The sequence below is a fragment of the Paraburkholderia sp. RL17-368-BIF-A genome (genome assembly GCF_046054045.1).
GTDB classification, from domain to species: Bacteria; Pseudomonadota; Gammaproteobacteria; order Burkholderiales; family Burkholderiaceae; genus Paraburkholderia; species Paraburkholderia graminis.
Map to the genome: position 1 here is coordinate 306,705 of NZ_JARESN010000001.1, position 20,260 is coordinate 326,964.

Sequence of the window (20,260 nt, forward strand, 5' to 3'; positions counted from 1 at the left end):
GCGGAAATGATTTATACGGAACAACGCGCCGTCACACCGGAAGTGTCGATCATCATTCCGGTGTACAACGAGGAAGCCGGGCTGGGCGCGCTCTTCGCGCGGCTCTATCCGGCGCTCGACGCGCTCGGCACGTCGTATGAAGTGATCTTCATCAACGACGGCAGCCGCGACAAATCCCCCGCGCTGCTCGCCGAGCAGTTCCGCGCGCGCCCCGACACGACCCGCGTGATCCTGCTGAACGGCAACTACGGGCAGCACATGGCGATTCTCGCGGGCTTCGAGCAGTCGCGCGGCGAGATCGTCATCACGCTCGACGCCGATCTGCAAAACCCGCCGGAAGAAATCGGCAAGCTGGTCTCGAAGATGCGTGAAGGCTTCGACTACGTCGGCACGATTCGCCTGCAACGCCAGGACAGCTTGTGGCGCCGCAAGGCTTCGCGCGCGATGAACCGTCTGCGCGAGCGCATCACGCGCATCAAGATGACCGACCAGGGCTGCATGCTGCGCGCCTACAGCCGGCACATCATCGACACGATCAATCGCTGCGGCGAAATCAATACGTTCATTCCGGCGCTCGCGTACACGTTCGCGCAGAATCCGGTCGAGATCGAAGTGGCGCACGAAGAGCGCTTCGCGGGCGAATCGAAGTATTCGCTGTATTCGCTGATCCGCCTGAACTTCGACCTCGTGACCGGCTTCTCGGTCGTGCCGCTGCAGTGGCTGTCGTTCATCGGCGTCATCCTGTCGCTCGGCTCCGCGGCGCTGTTCGTGCTGCTGCTGATTCGCCGCTTCATCATCGGCGCGGAAGTTCAGGGCGTGTTCACGCTGTTCGCCATTACGTTCTTCCTGCTCGGCGTGATCATCTTCGCGCTCGGGCTGCTCGGCGAGTACATCGGGCGGATTTATCAGCAGGTGCGCGCGCGTCCGCGTTATCTGGTGCAGACCATCCTCGAAGAGCGCAACGGCACGGCGGTGGCCGACATGCCGCGTCAAACCGTCGTGCAGGCTGTTCAACCGGCGCCGATTGTCGACCAGCGCGACCAGCGCGATCACCGCGACCAGGGCCCGAACCGATGAAACCGCGCGCCGTCGTATTCGCGTATCACAACGTCGGCGTGCGCTGCCTGCAGGTGCTGCTCGCGCGCGGCGTGGACGTGGCGCTCGTCGTCACCCACGAAGACAGTCCGACCGAGAACATCTGGTTCGGCAGCGTCGCGAGCGTGGCGGCCGAGCACGGCATTCCCGTCGTGAGGCCCGCCGATCCGAAAAGCCCGGAACTGCGCGCGGCGGTGAGCGCGGCGCGGCCGGACTTCATCTTCTCGTTCTACTACCGCCATATGTTGCCGGTCGACGTGCTCGCGCTCGCCGCGCGCGGCGCCTACAACATGCACGGCTCGCTGCTGCCGAAATACCGCGGCCGCGTGCCGACCAACTGGGCGGTGCTGCACGGCGAAACCGAAACCGGCGCGACGCTGCACGAAATGGCCGCCAAGCCGGACGCGGGCGCGATCGTCGCGCAAACGCCGGTGCCGATCCTGCCCGACGACACCGCCGCGCAAGTGTTCGACAAAGTCACCGTGGCCGCCGAGCAGACCCTGTGGCGCGTGCTGCCCGCGCTGCTGGCGGGCGAGGCGCCGCATCTGCCGAACGATCTGTCGCACGGCAGCTACTACGGCGGGCGCAAGCCGGAAGACGGCCGCATCGACTGGAGCCAGCCGGCGCAGCAGGTCTACAACCTGATTCGCGCGGTCGCGCCGCCCTATCCGGGCGCGTTTACCGACGTCGGCGGCCGGCGTTTTGTTGTTGCGCGCGCACGCCTCGCGACACCCGGCGCGCTTCGCCCGGATTTGCCGCCGGGCCTGCACGTAAGCGATAATGCCGTTTTCGCGATATGCGGCGACGGTCGCGCGATCGCCATCCACGAATTGCGGCACCAGCACGACGGCACCGAAACTGTCGTCACTCCGGCCGAATTCGCCCAGCTCATTCAAACTCCCCGACCTTTATGAAGAAAGTCCTGATCCTGGGTGTGAACGGCTTTATCGGCCATCACCTGTCCAAACGCATTCTCGAAACGACCGATTGGGAAGTCTTCGGGATGGACATGCAGACCGAACGTCTGGGCGATCTCATCAATCATGAGCGGATGCACTTCTTCGAAGGCGACATCACGATCAACAAGGAGTGGGTCGAATATCACGTCAAGAAGTGCGATGTGATTCTGCCGCTGGTCGCGATCGCGACGCCCGCCACTTACGTGAAGCAGCCGCTGCGCGTGTTCGAACTCGACTTCGAGGCGAACCTGCCCATCGTGCGTTCGGCGGTCAAGTACGGCAAGCACCTCGTGTTTCCGTCGACGTCCGAGGTCTACGGCATGTGCACGGACGAGCAGTTCGATCCGGAAGAATCGCAACTGTCGTACGGCCCGATCAACAAGCCGCGCTGGATCTACGCGTGCTCGAAGCAGTTGATGGACCGCGTGATCTGGGGCTACGGCATGGAGGGCCTGAACTTCACGCTGTTCCGTCCGTTCAACTGGATCGGCCCGGGCCTCGACTCGATCTACACGCCGAAGGAAGGCAGCTCGCGCGTGGTCACGCAGTTCCTCGGCCACATCGTGCGCGGCGAGAACATCAGCCTCGTCGACGGCGGCGCGCAAAAACGCGCGTTCACGGATATCGACGACGGCATCGGCGCGCTGATGAAGATCATCGACAACAAGAACGGCGTCGCGACGGGCAAGATCTACAACATCGGCAATCCGACCAACAACTTCTCGGTGCGCGAACTCGCGCACAAGATGCTGACGTTGGCCGCGGAATTCCCTGAGTACGCAGAGACCGCGAAAAAAGTGCAACTGGTCGAGACGTCGTCGGGCGCGTACTACGGCGCGGGCTATCAGGACGTGCAAAACCGCGTGCCGAAGATCGACAACACGATGCAGGAACTCGGCTGGGCGCCGAAGTCGACCTTCGACGAAGCGCTGCGCAAGATTTTCGAAGCGTATCGCGGCCACGTCGCCGAAGCACGCGCGCTCGTCGAACAGCAATAAGGGCTGATCCTTGGCCCGTATCGTCCTGAAGATCGACGTCGACACGCTGCGCGGCACACGCGAAGGCGTGCCGAACCTCGCGCGTATTTTCGATCGCTTCAAGGCGCGCGCCACTTTCCTCTTTAGCCTCGGGCCCGACCACACCGGTTGGGCGATGCGCCGCGTGCTGCGGCCGGGCTTTCTGAAGAAGGTGTCGCGTACGTCGGTGGTCGAGCACTACGGCATCAGGCAACTGATGTACGGCGTGCTGCTGCCGGGGCCGGATATCGGCGTGAAGGCGTCGGCGGAGATGCGCGCGATCCACGAAGCCGGTTTCGAATGCGGCATTCACACGTGGGACCACGTCTATTGGCAGGACAACGTGCGCTCGAAAGATCGCGCGTGGACCGCGGCGCAAATGCAGCAAAGCCATGATCGTTTCGTCGATATTTTCGGCGCGCCGCCGCTCACGCATGGCGCGGCCGGCTGGCAGATGAACGGCCACGCGTTCGAGCAGATCGACGCGTGGGGCATGCACTACGCGTCCGACGGCCGCGGGCATTCGCCGTATCTGCCGGTCGTCGACGGCAAGACGCTTGCGCATGTGCAGATGCCGACCACGTTGCCCACGCTCGACGAAGTGCTCGGCGTGAACGGCGTGGACGAACACAACGTGGCCGCGTTCATGCTGAAGCACACGGAAAACAATCCGCACGATCAGGTCTTCACGCTGCACGCGGAACTCGAAGGACAAAAGCTCGCGCCGATCTTCGAACAGTTGCTGAACGGCTGGCGCGCGCAAGGCCATACGTTTGCGACCATGGGCGACTATTACGCGGCGCTGGACCGCGGCGCGCTGCCATCGTACCCTGTTACGTGGGGCGAAATTCCAGGGCGCTCCGGCGAGTTGATCGTCCAGCCGTGACGGGTCGGTCGGCGCGCTTCCAGTCGACGCAGCCTTCGTTGCCATTCGGTTGCTGTTCGATTAAGGCCGGCAGACTGCCCTGATGCCCAGCCGCCACGCGAGACTATGCGCGCACCGGTAGCCCCTCCCCCAAAAAGTTTCGATGCCAGGCCCGCGCCGCCATAACGCGCACGCCGACCATAACAACCGGAGAACCTCGTGTCCATCGCAGTCGATAAACCCATCCCCGACTTCACCGCTGCCGCTACCGGAGGCGAGATCACGCTGTCCGGCCTGCGGGGTAAGAAGGTGGTGCTGTACTTTTATCCGAAGGACAACACGCCGGGCTGCACGACCGAAGGTCTGCAGTTTCGCGATCTGTATCCGAAGTTCAAGAAAGCCGGCGCCGAAATTCTGGGCGTCTCGCGCGACAGCCTGCGCTCGCATGACAATTTCAAGGCGAAGCTCGAATTGCCCTTCCCCTTGATCTCGGACCCCGAAGAAAAACTGTGCGCGCTCTTCGGCGTCATCAAAATGAAGAAAATGTATGGCAAAGAAGTGCGGGGAATCGAGCGCTCCACGTTCCTCATCGACGCTGACGGCGTGCTGCGGCAGGAGTGGCGCGGCGTGAAAGTGCCGGGCCATGTCGACGAAATTCTGGAGGCTGTACAAGCGCTTTGAGGCGCGTTATATTGGGTTGCAATGAGTGCCTGTCCACCCCAAATTTTTCGTCGCTGCGCAAGACTTGACGGTCATATCGCCGTCGTCGCCCTCATCGGGACTGGCGGAGTCGTCAGGCGCAACGCGAACACCGTAGGCGAGCCGCTTGCCCCGTACGACGGGGCGGCGGCTTTTTTAATTGCGCGCAGCCGTTCGTTCATTCGGCCGCGCGTTTCCGTTAAGGAGCCGATCGAAGACCAGGCGAACCGGCATCTCTAGACCGAATGCGCGCCTCCGGGCGCAAACTGCGTGCGCAACATCGGCACCGGCAGAATGCGACAGGCGGCGCACGATATGCGACCCGATAATTTCGAGGGAAACCATGCCTTTGCCTACCCCCCCGAGCAAGCTCGGCAATCTCCTGCCCCCTGACGAATACAAGGCCAAGCCCGCCACGCCGGCGCGCTCCGCCGCGAAGAAACAGGCCGAGGGAGAATCCGCGGAGCCGGCCGACTACGGCCGCGCGAATGTCGCCACGCCCATGGCGCACGCCGCCAATGCCGCGACCACCTTGCGGCCGGTGCCGGCATCGTCGGCTGCCGCCACCGCGTCCGCCGCAGGCGAGGCCGCGCAGTCACGCGGCGCGTCGGGCTCCGGGCGCAAGACCCGGCAAACCGCCGCGCTGCTGCAGCCGGTTCCCGCAGCGCGTCCGCAGGCCGAGCCCGCTGTCGAGCCGTCCGCCGAACCGCAGCCGGCCATCGCGCGCAAGCCAAGCGCGAAGCAACCCGCGGCCAGCGCGCCCACTGTCGCGCCAACCGCGCGCGGCACGAGCAAAAAACGCGGCACGGACGCCCAGTTGGTCGAGATGCAAAAGCTCTTCGTGCTCGACACCAACGTGCTGATGCACGATCCAAGCTGCCTGTTCCGTTTCGAGGAGCACGACGTCTATCTGCCGATGATGACGTTGGAGGAACTCGACAACCACAAGAAAGGCATGTCGGAAGTCGCGCGTAACGCCCGTCAGGTGAGCCGCACGCTCGACGCGCTGGTCGCGAACGCGGGCAACATGTCCGACGGCATTTCGCTCGCGCGGCTCGGCAGCCGCGAGGCTTCCGGGCGCCTCTACTTCCAGACGAAGCTGACGGCGATCGAACCGGTCGAGGGCTTGCCGGAAGGCAAGGCCGACAATCAGATTCTCGGCGTGGTGCGCGCGTTGCAGCGCGACCGGTCGGATCGCCAGGTCGTGCTGGTGTCGAAAGACATCAACATGCGCATCAAGGCGCATGCGCTCGGCTTGCCCGCTGAAGACTACTTCAACGACCAGGTGCTCGAGGACAGCGATCTGCTGTATTCGGGCATCCGCGCGCTGCCGCAGGACTTCTGGACCCGCCATGCGAAGGGCATGGAGAGCTGGCAGGACACCAAGACCGGCACCACGTATTACCGCGTGACCGGGCCGCTGTGTCCGTCGATGCTCGTCAACGAGTTCGTGTATCTCGAGCCGCAGAACGGCGAGCCGGCGTTTCATGCGCTCGTGCGCGAACTCAACGGCAAGACGGCGTTGCTGCAAACGCTGCGCGACTACGGCCATCACAAGAACAACGTGTGGGGCATCACCGCGCGCAACCGCGAGCAGAATTTCGCGCTGAACCTGTTGATGAATCCGGAGATCGACTTCGTCACGCTGCTCGGCCAGGCCGGCACCGGTAAGACGCTGGTGGCGCTCGCGGCGGGGCTCGCGCAGGTGCTCGACGACAAGCGCTACAACGAGATCATCGTGACGCGCGCGACCGTACCCGTCGGCGAGGACATCGGCTTCCTGCCCGGCACTGAAGAGGAAAAGATGCAGCCGTGGATGGGTGCATTCGACGACAACCTCGAAGTGCTGCAGAAAACCGACGACGCCGCAGGCGAATGGGGCCGCGCCGCGACCCAGGAACTGATCCGTTCGCGCCTGAAGATCAAGAGCATGAACTTCATGCGCGGCCGGACGTTCGTGGACAAGTATCTGATCATCGACGAGGCGCAAAACCTGACACCCAAGCAGATGAAGACGCTGGTCACGCGCGCCGGGCCGGGCACGAAGATCATTTGCCTCGGCAATATCGCGCAGATCGACACGCCTTATCTGACGGAAGGCAGTTCGGGTCTGACGTACGTGGTCGACCGTTTCAAGGGTTGGGCGCACAGCGGGCATGTGACGCTGGCGCGCGGCGAGCGTTCGCGCCTCGCCGATTACGCGTCGGAAATCCTTTAAAGATCAATCGGCTGGCCGTCAGGCCGGTTACCGCTCAAGCCGCGCCCCGCTTTGCCGGGGCGCGGTTTTTTTATGGCCGCGGCGTCTTTGGCAGGCAACACTTAGCGCGTGAACTTCAAGTAATTTGTCAAGAATTCTTGCCGGTTGCGCGTTTCACCGGCTACCATCCGAACATCGTCCGCCTTTAAACGAGCGTTTACCGCCTTCCCTTTCATGCGCCGACTCGCCCTCTCGCTACTGACCGTCGTGCTGCTCGCCGCGTGTGCCGGCGCGCCGCAGAAGACGTCGTCGCGCGCGGGAAGCTCCGTCGTCGTCGCAAACGGGGCGTATCGGCCGCCGCCGCCGGGCTTTCCGAACTTCGTGGACCACAGCATCGGCCGCGAGGAGATTTCCATTCAGGCGATGAGCCTCGTCGGCGTGCCCTACCGCTGGGGCGGCAACACGCCCGATAGCGGCTTCGATTGCAGCGGCCTGGTTCGCTACGTGGTCGCGCGCGCGGCTTCGGTGAATTTGCCGCGCACGACCGCGGATATGAGCGGACGCGGCGAATCGGTCGAACCCGACGAGATAGCGCCGGGCGATCTGATCTTCTTCAACACGACTGGGCGCCCGCACTCGCATGTGGGCATCTACGTGGGCAAGCTGCGCTTCGTGAATGCGCCGTCGACGGGCGGCACCGTGCGGCTCGACTACCTGACCAATCCGTACTGGGCAAAGCGCTTCGACGGCATCCGCCGTATGGCCGGCCCGGCCGCCAAGCCGGCGCCGTTCGACGCGCCGAGCTATCAGGCTGCGGCGCCGCAGCCGGAGCGCTCCGCTGCGACTGGCTACGGCAGTGATCAAGGCGGTGCCCGCGCGGGCGCCGCGAATACGCCATCTGTGACGGCGAAGACGGGTTCGGACTACGCCGCCGATGCTGGACTTTCGCAAACCACCACGGCTCGGGTTACCGGACAACCGCGAGTGACATCGAACGCGACTGGCGATTCGGCCGCGCTCTCGACGGTCTCAACGGCAGCGACCCGCGCGCCGCAAGCCGATCCGTTCGAGCCGCCGCCGCCCGCGATGACCGCAGCGCAATTGCAGGCCCGCGCGGCCGGCGCCGTCTCGCCGACGCCGGTCGCGTCGACGCGGGCAAGCGGCTATGGCAGCGACAGCGGCAGCAGTGGAACGCCCGTTCAAGCGCAATCGACAGCCACAGCGCGCGCGATGCCGCAGACGGCAAACGCCGCTACACCGGACGCCATCGATGCAGCCGCCGACGCTTTCGAACCGCCGCCACCGGCTTCGATCGCCGCCCGCCAGGCGCGCCTCGCACAGCAGACTGAACAAACGGGGCAAGCCCAGCGCGCAGGTGAAGCACAGGCGGATGACGGCGCCGTGCAAATCATGCGCGCCTCGACGGCCTCGCGACCCACACCCGCTCCTTCGCAGACCAACGACGACCCGATCGCCCGTTTCGCCAACGGCAAGTTCTAGCGAAAGCGGCGACCCCAGCACGCGCCAACGCGCGCGCCCTTATACATGCTGGTTAGTTGCCTGGAGCACAAAGCATCCGCCATCTGCAGTGCGGTCAATCTGCTTCGCAATGCTGATAAATACGCGAACTCAACGCGCACACAATGTCCCAGCGATGAATCGAATTTGTCCGATCGGCACGTCCAGAAACACCGCGCGCAGCCTGGCTCGGTCAGCACGCGGACGCCGCCGATCTGCTATCGTCATCGGTATTCTTCCGAAGCGGGTGACGACAATGGATCTCGGGCTGAAAGAAAAAGTGGTCTTGATTACGGGTGGCAGCAAGGGCATTGGCTTTGCGTGTGCCCGCGCGTTCGCGATCGAAGGTGCGAAGGTCGCGATCGTTTCGCGCGATCCCGCCAACCTGGCGCGCGCCTACGAGCAGCTGAAACAGGAAGGCTTGCACGTGCATCGCACGCGCGCCGATCTGCACGAACCGCACAGCGCCGCGGACATCGTCGAGGAAGTGACTACCGCCGTCGGCCCGATCGATGTGCTGGTCAACAGCGCCGGCGCGGCGCGCCGCTACGACCCCGAAACGCTCGATGCCGACGCGTTTCGCGCCACGATGGAAGCCAAGTATTTCCCGTACATCTACCCGCAGCAGGAAGTGCTGCGCCGCATGGCGGAGCGCGCGAAAAGAGGCGATGGCGGCGACCCGGGGACGATCGTGAATATCATCGGCATGGGCGGCAAGATCGCGAGCGACATCCATATTGCCGGCGGCGCCGCGAATGCCGCGCTGATGCTCGCCACGGTCGGCCTCGCCCACTACTACGCGCGTTACGGCATCCGGATCAACGCGATCAATCCGGGCGCGACGCTGACCGAGCGCGTCGAGGAAGCAGTCCAGTTGGAAGCGACGCAGCAAGGCATCGGGAGCGCGGAAGCGCTGGCGCGCGGACAGGCGAAGGTGCCGCTCGGGCGCTATGCAAAACCGGAGGAAATCGCGGACGTCGCGCTATTTCTGGCGAGCCGCCGCGCGAGTTATGTGACGGGCGCGATCGTGCCGATGGATGGTGCGAGCGCGCCGTTGATATGAGGTGAGGCGTTGAGCCTGGCCGTTGAGCTTGGCCGTTGAGCTTGGCCGTTGAGCTTGGCCGTTGAGCTTGGCCGTTGAGCTTGGCCGTTGAGCCTAGGCGTTGGGCTTGGCCCGTTCATCCGCCCGCGGCGGTAGAGCCGTTGACCTGCACCGCTGCCACGCTGTGTTACGCCTACCGGGCGGACGACCACAGCGTCCCCCGCCGGCAGGCCGTGAAACTTACAGGAAATGGTGGCCGAGCCACCATGCGACGGCGGCGAGCGCCGCCGAAGCCGGGATCGTCAGAATCCAGGCCCACACGATGTTGCCGGCCACGCCCCAGCGCACCGCGCTCAGCTTCTGCGTCGCTCCGACGCCGACGATCGCGCCGGTGATCGTATGCGTCGTGGACACCGGAATACCGAGCCACGAGGCGGTGAACAGCGTAATCGCCCCGCCCGATTCCGCGCAAAAACCGCCAACCGGCTTCAGCTTCGTAATCTTCTGCCCCATGGTTCGGACGATTCGCCAGCCGCCGAACAACGTTCCTACGCCCATCGACAGATAGCAGCCGCCGATCACCCACAACGGCGGCGCATCGGCGAGCGACGACGCATAGCCGGTCGCAATCAGCAGCATCCAGATAATGCCGATGGTTTTTTGCGCGTCATTGCCGCCGTGCCCAAGACTGTACAAACCGGCGGACACCAGTTGCAGCCGGCGGAAGCGCCGGTCGACCTTGCTTGGCGGCGTGCGGAAATAGATCCACGACACGGCCAGCATGAAGAACGAGCCGAGCACGAAGCCGAGCAGCGGTGACACGAGAATAAACGTCACGGTCTTCATGAGCCCGTCGAAATTCAGCGAGCCCCAGCCGGACTTGGCGAGCGCCGAGCCCACGAGCCCGCCGATCAGCGCGTGCGACGAACTCGACGGAATGCCGTAGTGCCACGTGATGACGTTCCACCCGATGGCGCCGACGAGCGCGCCGAAAATCACGTAGTGATCGACGATGGCCGGGTCGATCGTGCCCTTGCCGACCGTCGCGGCGACTTTCAGGTGGAACACGAAATACGCGATGACGTTGAACGCCGCGGCGAACGCGACCGCCTGCTGCGGCTTCAGCACGCCGGTCGACACGACGGTGGCGATCGAATTCGCCGCGTCGTGAAAGCCGTTCATGAAGTCGAAAATCAGCGCGACGGCGACCAGGGCGGCGACCACCCAGATAGCGAGTTGTATCGATTGCATTATGCGTTTTCCAGCACGATGCCTTCAATGATGTTCGCTACGTCTTCACACTTGTCGGTGATCGTTTCGAGCAATTCGTAAATCGCCTTCAGCTTGATAAGCGTCTTGACGTTGTCCTCTTCGCGAAAGAGTTTCGACATGGCCGCGCGCAGCACGCGGTCCGCTTCGGATTCGAGCCGGTCGATTTCCTCGCACGCCTTCAGAATCTGGCTTGCCTGCTTCATGTCCGACAACAGTCTCACCGCGAACTGCACGCGCTCGGACGTCGCCGTGCAGATGTGCGCGAGCTGGCTCGCCTCGGACGTGACCGACTGCACGTCGTAAAGGGAAATGGCGGTGGCGACGTCCTCCATCAGATCGAGGATGTCGTCCATCGTGGTGATGAGCTTGTGGATTTCGTCGCGGTCGAGCGGCGTGATGAACGTCTTGTGCAGCAGGTCGATGGTTTCGTGCGTGAGCTTGTCGGCAGCCTTTTCGGCCTTTTGCACGTTTTGCTTGTGGGTTTCCGCGTCCTGCAGATTGTCGATCAGCAGTTCGAGTTCGCGGCTCGCCGAGACGATGCACTCTGCATGCGCGTTGAAAATATCAAAAAACTTGCCCTCGGTGGGCATGAATCGACCGAACATTGGGATCCCGAAAATTGGTCACATAATGGCTGACATAAAACCGCCATATTGTACCGTTGCAGGATCGATGTCGCACTTTGCAAAGCGCGGTTACAACAGCGCCATTGCTTCGGCGCTGCTTTTGGTCGCGGCTTTCGTGCTACGTCATCGATTCGCGGCTGCTCGCCGCTTTATTTGCCGTGCTACTCACCACGCTACTCGCCGTAAAAATTCTGCGCGCCGGCAAAGTTGTCGAACTTCGTGAATTGGCCGTGGAACGTGAGCCGAACCGGCCCGATCGGACCATTCCGCTGCTTGCCGATAATGATTTCCGCCGTGCCTTTATCCGGACTGTCCGGGTTATACACTTCGTCGCGGTAAATGAAGAGGATCACGTCGGCGTCCTGTTCGATAGCGCCCGATTCGCGCAAGTCGGACATGATCGGCCGCTTGTTCGGACGCTGTTCGAGGCCGCGATTGAGCTGGGACAAAGCAATTACCGGTACGTCGAGTTCTTTCGCGAGACTCTTGAGCGAACGCGAAATCTCCGAGATTTCGGTCGCGCGGTTTTCGCCGGACGACGACCCGCTCATCAGCTGCAAATAGTCGATGATGATGAGCCCTAGCTTGCCGCACTGGCGTGAAAGCCGCCGCGCGCGCGAGCGCAGTTCCATCGGATTCAGACCGCCGGTTTCGTCGATGAAAATCTGCGCCTCGCTCATTTTCTGCACGGCGTGCGTGAGCTTCGGCCAGTCCTCGTCGGTCAGGCGGCCGGTTCGCATGCGGTGCTGGTCGAGCCGGCCGACCGAGCCGAGCATACGCATGGTGAGCTGGGAGCCTGGCATTTCCATCGAGAACACGGCGACCGGCAAGCCGTATTCGACCGCGACGTATTCGCCGATATTCATCGAAAACGCTGTCTTACCCATCGACGGACGCCCTGCGACGATGATCAGCTCGCCGCCGTGCATGCCCGACGTCATGCGGTCAAGGTCGACGAAGCCCGTCGGCGTGCCCGTCACATCGCTCGGATTGGCCGTGTGGTAAAGCGTATCGATGCGCTCCACCACTTCGGTGAGCAGCGGCCCGATTTCGAGAAAGCCCTGAGTGCCGCGCGCGCCGTCTTCGGCGATCGAGAACACCTTCGACTCCGCTTCGTCCAGCAGTTGCCGGACTTCCTTGCCTTGCGGATTGAAGGCGTCTGCCGAGATTTCATCGGCAACCGAAACGAGCCGGCGCAGCACCGCGCGATCGCGCACGATCTCGGCGTAGCGCCGGATATTCGCCGCGCTCGGCGTGTTTTGCGCAAGCGCATTCAGATAGGCAAGCCCGCCGACCTCTTCCGCCTTGCCCGAGGTGCCGAGCGCTTCGTACACGGTAATCACGTCGGCCGGACGCGTGGCCGCGATCAGCTTGCCGATGTGCTCGAAGATGATGCGGTGGTCGTAGCGGTAGAAATCGCTTTGCGACAGAAAGTCGGCGATGCGGTCCCACGCGGCGTTATCCAGCAGCAAGCCGCCCAGCACCGATTGCTCGGCCTCGATCGAATGCGGCGGGACTTTCAGCGACTCGAGTTGGGGATCTTTGGACGGTGCGTTCATGGAGAGGGATTATCGTGGAAATGAGGCGACCGCGGCCAGCAGGAAATCAATTTGACGCGCACAAAAAAACAGGGGCCGGTTGCCCGGCCCCTGCCTTTAGCCAGCAACTTCCTGGCCGATACTATCGGATGCTCGACGCAGCCGGTTTAAACGTGCTCGCCAAGAACCGACACCGTCACGTCCACAACCACGTCGGTGTGCAGCGAAACCTGGATCGGGTGGTCGCCCACCAGCTTCAGCGGGCCTTCCGGCAGACGCACTTGCGCCTTTTCCACTGCGAAGCCTTGCTTGCCCAGCGCTTCAGCGATGTCAGCGTTCGTCACCGAGCCGAACAGACGGCCGTCGACGCCGGCCTTCTGGCCGATCTGAACCGTCGAGCCAGCCAGCTTTTCGCCTTGAGCTTGAGCAGCAGCCAGCTTTTCAGCGGCGATCTTTTCGAGTTCGGCGCGGCGGACTTCGAATTCAGCCAGCGCTTCTTTCGTTGCACGGCGAGCCTGCTTGTTCGGGATCAGGAAGTTACGTGCGTAACCGTCCTTGACCTTCACGATGTCGCCCAGGTTGCCCAGATTGACGACTTTTTCCAGAAGAATGATTTGCATTCGGATGCTCCTTATCGCGTCGTCGGGTTAGGCCTTGTGCTGGTCGGTGTACGGCACGAGCGCGAGGAAACGCGCGCGCTTGATTGCCGTATCCAGCTGGCGTTGATAGTGCGACTTCGTACCCGTGAGACGCGCCGGCGTGATCTTGCCGTTTTCGCCGATGAAGTCCTTCAGCGTTTCGATGTCCTTGTAGTCGATGTACTCGACGCCAGCGGCCGTGAAACGGCAGAACTTCTTGCGCTTGAAGAGCGGATTTTGTTGCTGACGACGCTTGTCGAATTTCTTACCAGTCGGGCGGGGCATGTTCAGTCCTTTCCAATGTCCTGCAATGCTGTGATGTGAAATACCAGAGTTCTCGCGTTGCGGTGCTTTTTAGCCAGGAAGCCTGTGAAGAGCGTTTCGACGCCCATCGGACAGCTTTCCAGCTTACCGCTCGCCTCGCCTGCGGCTACTGCCTGCATGGTCAGTTCGACTTGCCGGGCAATCCCGGCTTCGACGACTTCCGTGCGGTGCTGCAACGTGCAGCCTGCAATCGGAACGCCGGCGGGTGTGTACCGCACCGGTTCGCGTTCGACGACGCTGGCCGTAAGTTGCAGCCGGTTCATGTAGCCTTTGGCAAGAGCGGCGCGCTGTGCTCTGGTAGCTTAAATTGGGTGTCTTAAGCCTGCGCTTCGGACGGTTGCGTAGCAGCCGACTTCTTGGCTTCTTCGCGCTGCACTTCCTTCATCATCGGCGACGGGCCGGTTTCGGCCTTCTTCATCTTGACGATGAGGTGACGCAGAACTGCGTCGTTGAACTTGAACGCGTGTTCCAGCTCGTCGAGCGTGGTCTGGTCGCATTCGATGTTCATGCAGACGTAGTGAGCCTTCGCGAGTTTCTCGATCATGTAGGCCAGTTGGCGACGGCCCCAGTCTTCGATACGGTGGATCTGGCCACCGTGCGAGGTGATCGTGCTCTTGTAACGCTCGATCATGGCGGGCACCTGCTCGCTCTGATCGGGATGCACGATAAAGACGATTTCATAATGACGCATACACACTCCTTGTGCTGACTTATGGATAGAAGCCACCCGGGCGTCGAACCGGTGTGGCAAGTGAGAAGCCGAAGATTGTAGCCCGATTGGGGCCGGGTTGCAAGGCATCGAACCGCGCCAGCACGCGGTTCGGGCGTGTTTTCAGGCATTTAGCGAACGCGCCCCGGTGCGGGCGCCGGCTTGCCGCGCCGGCTCAACCGCTCTCGGTGCGCGCGCTGCCGGCCGCCAAGCGCGCCTTCAACGCCGTTTCGAGACCGCTCAGCGCGTCGGGCGCGGCGTCCGTGATCGCCCACCAGGTCATGCCCTCGGCGTCCCAATGAGCGAGCGAATAGCCTTCGCGGGTAAGCGTGGCCGGCGCGCCGCCGTCCGTGCCGCCCGTCTGCGGGAACACGTAGACGTCGATCACGTGCTTGCGGTAACGGTAGACCAGCACGGCGACCCGTCGATGCGCGAGGTAATCGAGCCGCCCGCCTTCCAGCGCGAACCCGCTCGCCGCGAGATCCTCGACCGGCGGCGAATAATCCAGCCGGCCGTTGAACCAGGGCTTGACGGTATGCCGGTCCGTCGAAATCACGTCGATGTCGCGACCCGACACCTGAGCGCGCACGTGGCTCGCCACGAGTTCGTCGGCGAATGGCGCGAAGTCCGCGGGACGGCGCAGGTTGAGCGTCACTGTGACGGCCAGCGCGCCGAAGGCGACGACGAGCGGCAGGAGCCAGCCGGACGCGAACGGCGCTGCCACGCCACGAGGCGTCGCCGGGCGGCTCGCCGCGCCCCATGCGCCATGTCCACCCTCGGCGGAACGCCCGCCGAACCATCTGTCGATCCGATCGCGCAAACCATCGCCTAGCCTGCGCGGCCGCTCGCCGCCCAACGGCTGCGGCGCCGGCGCGCGCCCCGCCTGCTCCGCCTCAGCGCCCGCACCCCGCGCTCCAGCGTCTTCCGCCGCGCTTTGCGTCTCCGGCAAGCCCGCCAGAATGCGCGAGCGCAACGACTGCGGCGCGCGATGATAAGGCGCCGTGCGCAGCGCGTGGCTCATCGTCCGGAGGTTCTCGCTTTCGCGCCGGCAAGCCTCGCAGCTCTCGATATGCTGCTGGACGCGCCGTGCGTCCGGCGCGGGCAATTCGCGATCGGCGTTCGCATCGAGGAGCGGCCGCGCTTCGTTACAGTCCATCTGGCGTCTCCTGAGCGTTGCCGGCGGACGCGCCGCCGCGGTTGTTGAGCGATCTGCCGTTGGCCACGGCCCGAAGCGGGGTCACCGACGCGCTCGGCGCGCCGGCCCCGTCGCGCGGTTCGCCGAGGAGCGCCGCGAGCTTGCGCCGCCCGCGTGCCAGCCGCGACATCACCGTGCCGATCGGCACATCGGCGACCTGAGCGATCTCGCGATAACCCATCTCTTCCAGTTCGCGCAAAATCAGCACCTCGCGATACTCGACGGGCAGCAGCGCGAGCGCCTCGTGCACGCGCTTCGCGTCCTCGTCGCGGATCAGGAGCGCCTGTGGATCGGCGCCGCCCGCGCTCCACCCCTCGAAGGTGGCGTCGTCCATCGTGTCGTCGAACTCCACTGTTTCATGCGACGACGCGCGCCGCCGCCACTCGGTGTACCAGGTACGGCGCACGATCGCGAGCAGCCACGGCCGCGCCGAATCGCCGCGAAACGTGTCGAAAAAGCGGAACGCGCGCATGAAGGCTTCCTGCACGACGTCGTCGGCATCGTTCGGATTGCCGCACAGCCAGCGCGCGAGGTTGTACGCGGCGTCCAGATGCGGCAGCGCGAGCTGCTGGAAACGGCGGCTGCGCGCGGCATCGGTCTCGCCGTTCGCGCGGTCAGCGTCTGAATCGGCGTCTGAATCGATCTGGACCACCTCGGCCCTCCAGGGCATGTGCGGCTATACGGTGCGGTTCGTCGTCAAGCTTCACATCGCATAACCGGCCATGCGCCGAGTTTATTCCCGCCGCGGCGCGCCGCTGACAAAAAACCGCGGCAGAACCTGAAATAGCGCTAATACGCGGGCCGGTTCCAGTAATCGTCGCTCGCGTAAATCTCCTTCAGATAATCGATGAAATAGCGCACCTTGGCCGGCACGTAGCGCTGTTGCGGGTAGACCGCGAGGATGTCGTAGTCGGGCAGCGCGAATTCGTCGAGCACCGTTTCGAGTTCGCCGCGCGCGAGCTGCTGCTGGATTTCCCACGTGGAACGCCAGCCGAGGCCGAGTCCTTCGGACACCCAGCGGTGCAGCAGTTCGCCGTCGTTGCAGTCGAGCGTGCCGCCCACGCGCACCGTGACGAGCTTGCCGTTGCGGCGGAAATACCAGCCGCGGTTCTGCCCGCCTTGCAGATTGAACGCGAGGCAGTTGTGGCGCGGCAGATCTTCGAGCGTTTTCGGCTTGCCGTGCTGGCGGAAATACTCGGGCGTGCCGCAGACCACGCGCCGGTTCGACGCCAGTTTCACCGCGACGAAGTTCGGGTCGACCGCGCCGCCGATGCGGATCGACAGGTCGTAACCCTCGCGCACCAGGTCCACCACACGGTCGGTCAGGTTGAACGACACCTGCAATTCCGGCTTGTCCGCGACAAACGCGGGCGCGAGCGGCGCCACGTGCTTGCGGCCGAACGCGGCCGGCGCCGACACGATCAGGTGGCCGTTCACCGCCCGCCGCCCCGCGCTCAGTTCGTTTTCCGCCTGATCCCACTCGGTCAGAAGACCGCGGCAGCGCTCGAGAAACGCGGCGCCGTCTTCGCTGACGACGAGCCGCCGCGTCGAGCGGTACATCAGCTTCACGCCGAGGCGCTTTTCGAGCGCGTCGATGCGCCGCCCGAGAATCACCGGCGACACGCCCTCTTCCAGCGCGGCGGCCGCGAGGCTGCCTGCGTCCGCGACACGCACAAACGTTTCGATCTGCTTGAAGCGGTCCATGTCTGTCTCCTCACGCTTTTTTGCCCGCGTCGCCCCGCCCTCCGGCATTCCATACTTTTTGTTTCGAAATAAGCGACGCGGACTGATCTTATCAAACCTTTAGGTCGAGCCTAAAGTGCGTTCAACAGCCTTAATCGCCAATTCCCAAGACATTCAGGAGATATTCATGGCCAAGATGAGAGCCGTCGACGCCGCCGTGCTGGTGCTCGAAAAAGAAGGTATCGACACCGCGTTCGGCGTGCCGGGCGCCGCCATCAACCCGTTCTACTCGGCGATGCGCAAGGCCGGCAACATCAGCCACGTGCTCGCGCGTCACGTGGAGGGCGCGTCGCACATGGCCGAAGGCTATACGCGGGCGCAGCCCGGCAACATCGGCGTGTGTATCGGCACGTCCGGTCCCGCCGGCACCGACATGATCACCGGTCTCTACTCCGCCCAGGCCGACTCGATTCCTATTCTGGCCATCACGGGCCAGGCGCCGCGCGCGCGTCTCTACAAGGAAGACTTCCAGGCCGTCGACATCGAGTCGATCGCCAAGCCCGTCACCAAGTGGGCGGTGACGGTGCGCGAGCCGGCGCTCGTGCCGCGCGTGTTCCAGCAGGCGTTCCATCTGATGCGCTCGGGCCGCCCCGGTCCGGTGCTGGTCGATCTGCCGATCGACGTGCAGCTCGCCGAAATCGAATTCGATATCGACACCTACGAACCGCTGCCGGTCTACAAGCCGAAGGCGACGCGCAAGCAGATCGAGGCCGCGCTCAGGCTGCTCAACGATTCCGAGAAGCCGCTGATCGTCTCCGGCGGCGGCGTGCTGAACGCAGCCGCCGAGGACCTGCTCGTCAAGTTCGCGGAAACCGTCGGCGTGCCGGTGATCCCGACGCTGATGTCGTGGGGCGCGATTCCCGACGACCATCCGCTGATGGCCGGCATGGTTGGTCTGCAAACCTCGCACCGCTACGGCAACGCGACGATGCTCGCGTCCGACTTCGTGCTTGGCATCGGCAACCGCTGGGCGAACCGTCACACGGGCAGCATCGAGGTCTACACGAAGGGCCGCAAGTTCGTGCACGTCGATATCGAGCCGACGCAAATCGGCCGCGTGTTCGGTCCGGACCTCGGCATCGTGTCGGATGCGAAAGCGGCGCTCGAACTGTTCGTCGAAGTGGCCAGCGAATGGAAAGCCGCGGGCAAGCTGAAGGACCGCAGCGCGTGGGTCGCCGATTGCCAGCAGCGTAAGCAGACCATGCATCGCAAGACGCACTTCGACAACGTGCCGATGAAGCCGCAGCGCGTCTACGAAGAGATGAACCAGGTGTTCGGCCGGGACACCTGCTACGTGAGCACGATCGGTCTCTCGCAGATCGCCGGCGCACAATTCCTGCACGTCTACAAGGCGCGCAACTGGATCAACTGCGGCCAGGCGGGCCCGCTCGGCTGGACGATTCCGGCTGCCCTCGGCGTGCGCGCAGCCGATCCGCAACGGCCGATCGTCGCGCTCTCCGGCGACTACGACTTCCAGTTCATGATCGAAGAACTCGCGGCCGGCGCGCAGTTCAAGCTGCCGTACGTGCATGTGGTCGTGAACAACTCGTACCTCGGCCTGATCCGCCAGGCCCAGCGCGCGTTCGACATGGACTTCTGCGTGCAGCTCGGCTTCGAGAACATCAACTCGCCGGAAATGAACGGCTACGGCGTGGATCACGTCGCGGTGGCCGAAGGTCTCGGCTGCAAGGCGATTCGCGTGTTCAAGCCGGAAGAACTCAAGCCGGCGCTGCAAAAAGCGCAGTCGATGCTCTCCGAGTTCAACGTGCCGGTCATCGTCGAAGTGATTCTCGAACGCGTGACCAATATTTCGATGGGCGCCGAAATCGACGCGATCAACGAGTTCGAGGAACTGGCCACGACGCGCGAGGACGCGCCCACCGCGATCAGCATCGCCGACTGACATCGCAAGACATCACCGGTTCGATCATGCGGGCGCGATGCGCGGCCGCGTTGCGCCTGCATGACGATCCACTCCACTGACCGACCAGCGAGACCTACGCACCATGCCGAAATTCGCAGCGAATCTCACGATGCTTTTCAACGAAGTGCCGTTCCTCGACCGCTTTGCGGCGGCGGCGGACGCGGGCTTTCACGCCGTCGAATTCCTGTTTCCGTATCCGTATGCGATCGCCGAGCTGAGCGAGCGTCTTCAGCAGAACCGGCTCAAGCTCGTGCTGCACAACCTGCCTGCGGGCAACTGGGAAGCCGGCGAGCGCGGCATTGCGTGCCTGCCCGATCGCGTGAGCGAATTCCAGGAAGGCGTGGGCCGCGCGATCGAATATGCGAGCGCGCTGAAGGTGCCGCAACTGAACTGCCTCGTCGGGATTCCCGGCGCGGGCGTCGATGCCGACAAGGCGCGCTCCACCATCGTCGATAACCTGCGTTTTGCGGCCGGCGAACTGAAGAAAGCGGGCATCCGGCTGCTCGTCGAACCGTGCAACTCGTACGACATTCCGGGCTTCGCGCTAAACCGCTCGGGCGAAGGTCTTGACGTGATCCGCGCGGTCGGCTCGGACAACCTGTTCCTGCAATACGACATCTATCACATGCAACGGATGGAAGGCGAACTCGCGGCCACGATCAAAAAGAATCTGCCGCACATCGCGCACATCCAGCTCGCCGACAACCCGGGGCGCAACGAACCCGGCACCGGCGAAATCAACTACCCGTTCCTGTTCGATCTGCTCGACTCGATCGGCTACGACGGCTGGATCGGCTGCGAATACAAGCCGCGCACCACCACCACGGCCGGCCTCGTCTGGGTGCAGAGCGTGGCCGGGCAAACGCGCGGCGCCGCGCACGCGGCAGCGTGAGCCAGGCG

At 63.8% G+C, this 20,260-nt stretch carries 20 protein-coding genes; 10 read left to right on the top strand and 10 right to left on the bottom strand.

The genetic code is table 11. The features are described 5' to 3' along the window. Positions 1–6 precede the first annotated feature (6 nt). The 8 genes from P0D87_RS01315 (at position 7) to P0D87_RS01350 (ending at position 9,412) form a co-directional block, all read left to right on the top strand. A complete protein-coding gene (locus tag P0D87_RS01315; protein WP_053858011.1) occupies positions 7–1,077 on the top strand; it encodes a glycosyltransferase in 1,071 nt (356 codons plus the stop codon). Continuing rightward, entirely contained in the window at positions 1,074–2,009 is a 936-nt protein-coding gene (locus P0D87_RS01320) for a formyltransferase (RefSeq protein ID WP_171799833.1), read from the top strand. The genes P0D87_RS01315 and P0D87_RS01320 overlap by 4 nt, the downstream gene beginning before the upstream one ends. Continuing rightward, positions 2,006–3,052 (top strand): bifunctional UDP-4-keto-pentose/UDP-xylose synthase, encoded by a 1,047-nt coding sequence (locus P0D87_RS01325; RefSeq protein ID WP_006048835.1) that lies wholly within the window; start codon positions 2,006–2,008, stop codon positions 3,050–3,052. Before P0D87_RS01320 ends, P0D87_RS01325 begins: the two co-directional genes overlap by 4 nt. A gap of 10 nt (positions 3,053–3,062) precedes the next feature. Beyond that, positions 3,063–3,956, top strand: coding sequence for a polysaccharide deacetylase family protein (locus P0D87_RS01330; RefSeq protein WP_029971368.1), 894 nt, complete (start codon positions 3,063–3,065; stop codon positions 3,954–3,956). Positions 3,957–4,154: 198 nt separating this feature from the next. Further along, positions 4,155–4,616 carry a peroxiredoxin gene (locus P0D87_RS01335; protein ID WP_053858009.1) on the top strand — a complete coding sequence of 154 codons (462 nt, stop codon included), beginning with the start codon at positions 4,155–4,157 and terminating at the stop codon, positions 4,614–4,616. A gap of 361 nt (positions 4,617–4,977) precedes the next feature. Continuing rightward, positions 4,978–6,852, top strand: coding sequence for a PhoH family protein (locus P0D87_RS01340; protein WP_053858008.1), 1,875 nt, complete (start codon positions 4,978–4,980; stop codon positions 6,850–6,852). Positions 6,853–7,065: 213 nt separating this feature from the next. Beyond that, a complete protein-coding gene (locus tag P0D87_RS01345) occupies positions 7,066–8,331 on the top strand; it encodes an NlpC/P60 family protein (RefSeq protein WP_171799832.1) in 1,266 nt (421 codons plus the stop codon). Positions 8,332–8,605: 274 nt separating this feature from the next. Continuing rightward, positions 8,606–9,412: an SDR family oxidoreductase gene (locus tag P0D87_RS01350; RefSeq protein ID WP_006048830.1), complete on the top strand. Its 807-nt coding sequence runs from the start codon at positions 8,606–8,608 to the stop codon at positions 9,410–9,412. 219 nt (positions 9,413–9,631) lie between these two features. Here P0D87_RS01350 and P0D87_RS01355 read toward each other — a convergent pair whose 3' ends face one another. From P0D87_RS01355 to P0D87_RS01400, 10 genes are all read right to left on the bottom strand, one after another. Further along, a complete protein-coding gene (locus P0D87_RS01355; RefSeq protein ID WP_006048829.1) occupies positions 9,632–10,642 on the bottom strand; it encodes an inorganic phosphate transporter in 1,011 nt (336 codons plus the stop codon). Next, entirely contained in the window at positions 10,642–11,268 is a 627-nt protein-coding gene (locus tag P0D87_RS01360) for a DUF47 domain-containing protein (RefSeq protein WP_006048828.1), read from the bottom strand. The genes P0D87_RS01355 and P0D87_RS01360 overlap by 1 nt, the downstream gene beginning before the upstream one ends. 194 nt (positions 11,269–11,462) lie before the next feature. Beyond that, positions 11,463–12,848, bottom strand: coding sequence for a replicative DNA helicase (locus P0D87_RS01365; protein WP_006048827.1), 1,386 nt, complete (start codon positions 12,846–12,848; stop codon positions 11,463–11,465). Positions 12,849–12,994: 146 nt separating this feature from the next. Beyond that, positions 12,995–13,447 (bottom strand): 50S ribosomal protein L9, encoded by a 453-nt coding sequence (rplI, locus tag P0D87_RS01370; protein WP_006048826.1) that lies wholly within the window; start codon positions 13,445–13,447, stop codon positions 12,995–12,997. Positions 13,448–13,474: 27 nt separating this feature from the next. After that, complete coding sequence (gene rpsR, locus P0D87_RS01375) at positions 13,475–13,750, bottom strand: 30S ribosomal protein S18 (protein WP_006048825.1); 276 nt, start codon at positions 13,748–13,750, stop codon at positions 13,475–13,477. Between the two features lie 2 nt (positions 13,751–13,752). Continuing rightward, positions 13,753–14,052 (bottom strand): primosomal replication protein N, encoded by a 300-nt coding sequence (priB, locus tag P0D87_RS01380; RefSeq protein ID WP_006048824.1) that lies wholly within the window; start codon positions 14,050–14,052, stop codon positions 13,753–13,755. Between the two features lie 53 nt (positions 14,053–14,105). Then, on the bottom strand, positions 14,106–14,480 hold the full coding sequence (gene rpsF / locus P0D87_RS01385) for a 30S ribosomal protein S6 (RefSeq protein WP_006048823.1): 375 nt from the start codon (positions 14,478–14,480) through the stop codon (positions 14,106–14,108). Between the two features lie 193 nt (positions 14,481–14,673). Next, on the bottom strand, positions 14,674–15,654 hold the full coding sequence (locus P0D87_RS01390; RefSeq protein WP_053858006.1) for an anti-sigma factor family protein: 981 nt from the start codon (positions 15,652–15,654) through the stop codon (positions 14,674–14,676). Next, positions 15,644–16,345, bottom strand: coding sequence for an RNA polymerase sigma factor (locus P0D87_RS01395; RefSeq protein ID WP_053858005.1), 702 nt, complete (start codon positions 16,343–16,345; stop codon positions 15,644–15,646). Before P0D87_RS01395 ends, P0D87_RS01390 begins: the two co-directional genes overlap by 11 nt. A 137-nt stretch (positions 16,346–16,482) precedes the next feature. Then, the gene (locus P0D87_RS01400) at positions 16,483–17,397 is read right to left on the bottom strand and encodes a LysR family transcriptional regulator (protein WP_006048820.1); all 915 of its coding nucleotides are present in this window, start codon (positions 17,395–17,397) and stop codon (positions 16,483–16,485) included. Positions 17,398–17,563: 166 nt separating this feature from the next. Between P0D87_RS01400 and gcl the strand changes: the two genes are divergently transcribed. Then, the gene (gene gcl, locus P0D87_RS01405; protein WP_053858004.1) at positions 17,564–19,339 is read left to right on the top strand and encodes a glyoxylate carboligase; all 1,776 of its coding nucleotides are present in this window, start codon (positions 17,564–17,566) and stop codon (positions 19,337–19,339) included. Between the two features lie 103 nt (positions 19,340–19,442). After that, positions 19,443–20,252 carry a hydroxypyruvate isomerase gene (gene hyi / locus P0D87_RS01410; protein WP_053858003.1) on the top strand — a complete coding sequence of 270 codons (810 nt, stop codon included), beginning with the start codon at positions 19,443–19,445 and terminating at the stop codon, positions 20,250–20,252. Positions 20,253–20,260: the final 8 nt, after the last annotated feature.

Bases quoted from the DNA above. Each gene is read 5' to 3' on its own strand.
- P0D87_RS01315 (WP_053858011.1), top strand. From the start codon at position 7: ATGATTTATACGGAACAACGCGCCGTCACACCGGAAGTGTCGATCATC.
- P0D87_RS01320 (WP_171799833.1), top strand. From the start codon at position 1,074: ATGAAACCGCGCGCCGTCGTATTCGCGTATCACAACGTCGGCGTGCGC.
- P0D87_RS01325 (WP_006048835.1), top strand. From the start codon at position 2,006: ATGAAGAAAGTCCTGATCCTGGGTGTGAACGGCTTTATCGGCCATCAC.
- P0D87_RS01340 (WP_053858008.1), top strand. From the start codon at position 4,978: ATGCCTTTGCCTACCCCCCCGAGCAAGCTCGGCAATCTCCTGCCCCCT.
- P0D87_RS01345 (WP_171799832.1), top strand. From the start codon at position 7,066: ATGCGCCGACTCGCCCTCTCGCTACTGACCGTCGTGCTGCTCGCCGCG.
- P0D87_RS01350 (WP_006048830.1), top strand. From the start codon at position 8,606: ATGGATCTCGGGCTGAAAGAAAAAGTGGTCTTGATTACGGGTGGCAGC.
- P0D87_RS01355 (WP_006048829.1), bottom strand. From the start codon at position 10,642: ATGCAATCGATACAACTCGCTATCTGGGTGGTCGCCGCCCTGGTCGCC.
- P0D87_RS01360 (WP_006048828.1), bottom strand. From the start codon at position 11,268: ATGTTCGGTCGATTCATGCCCACCGAGGGCAAGTTTTTTGATATTTTC.
- P0D87_RS01365 (WP_006048827.1), bottom strand. From the start codon at position 12,848: ATGAACGCACCGTCCAAAGATCCCCAACTCGAGTCGCTGAAAGTCCCG.
- rplI (WP_006048826.1), bottom strand. From the start codon at position 13,447: ATGCAAATCATTCTTCTGGAAAAAGTCGTCAATCTGGGCAACCTGGGC.
- rpsR (WP_006048825.1), bottom strand. From the start codon at position 13,750: ATGCCCCGCCCGACTGGTAAGAAATTCGACAAGCGTCGTCAGCAACAA.
- priB (WP_006048824.1), bottom strand. From the start codon at position 14,052: ATGAACCGGCTGCAACTTACGGCCAGCGTCGTCGAACGCGAACCGGTG.
- rpsF (WP_006048823.1), bottom strand. From the start codon at position 14,480: ATGCGTCATTATGAAATCGTCTTTATCGTGCATCCCGATCAGAGCGAG.
- P0D87_RS01390 (WP_053858006.1), bottom strand. From the start codon at position 15,654: ATGGACTGTAACGAAGCGCGGCCGCTCCTCGATGCGAACGCCGATCGC.
- P0D87_RS01400 (WP_006048820.1), bottom strand. From the start codon at position 17,397: ATGGACCGCTTCAAGCAGATCGAAACGTTTGTGCGTGTCGCGGACGCA.
- gcl (WP_053858004.1), top strand. From the start codon at position 17,564: ATGGCCAAGATGAGAGCCGTCGACGCCGCCGTGCTGGTGCTCGAAAAA.
- hyi (WP_053858003.1), top strand. From the start codon at position 19,443: ATGCCGAAATTCGCAGCGAATCTCACGATGCTTTTCAACGAAGTGCCG.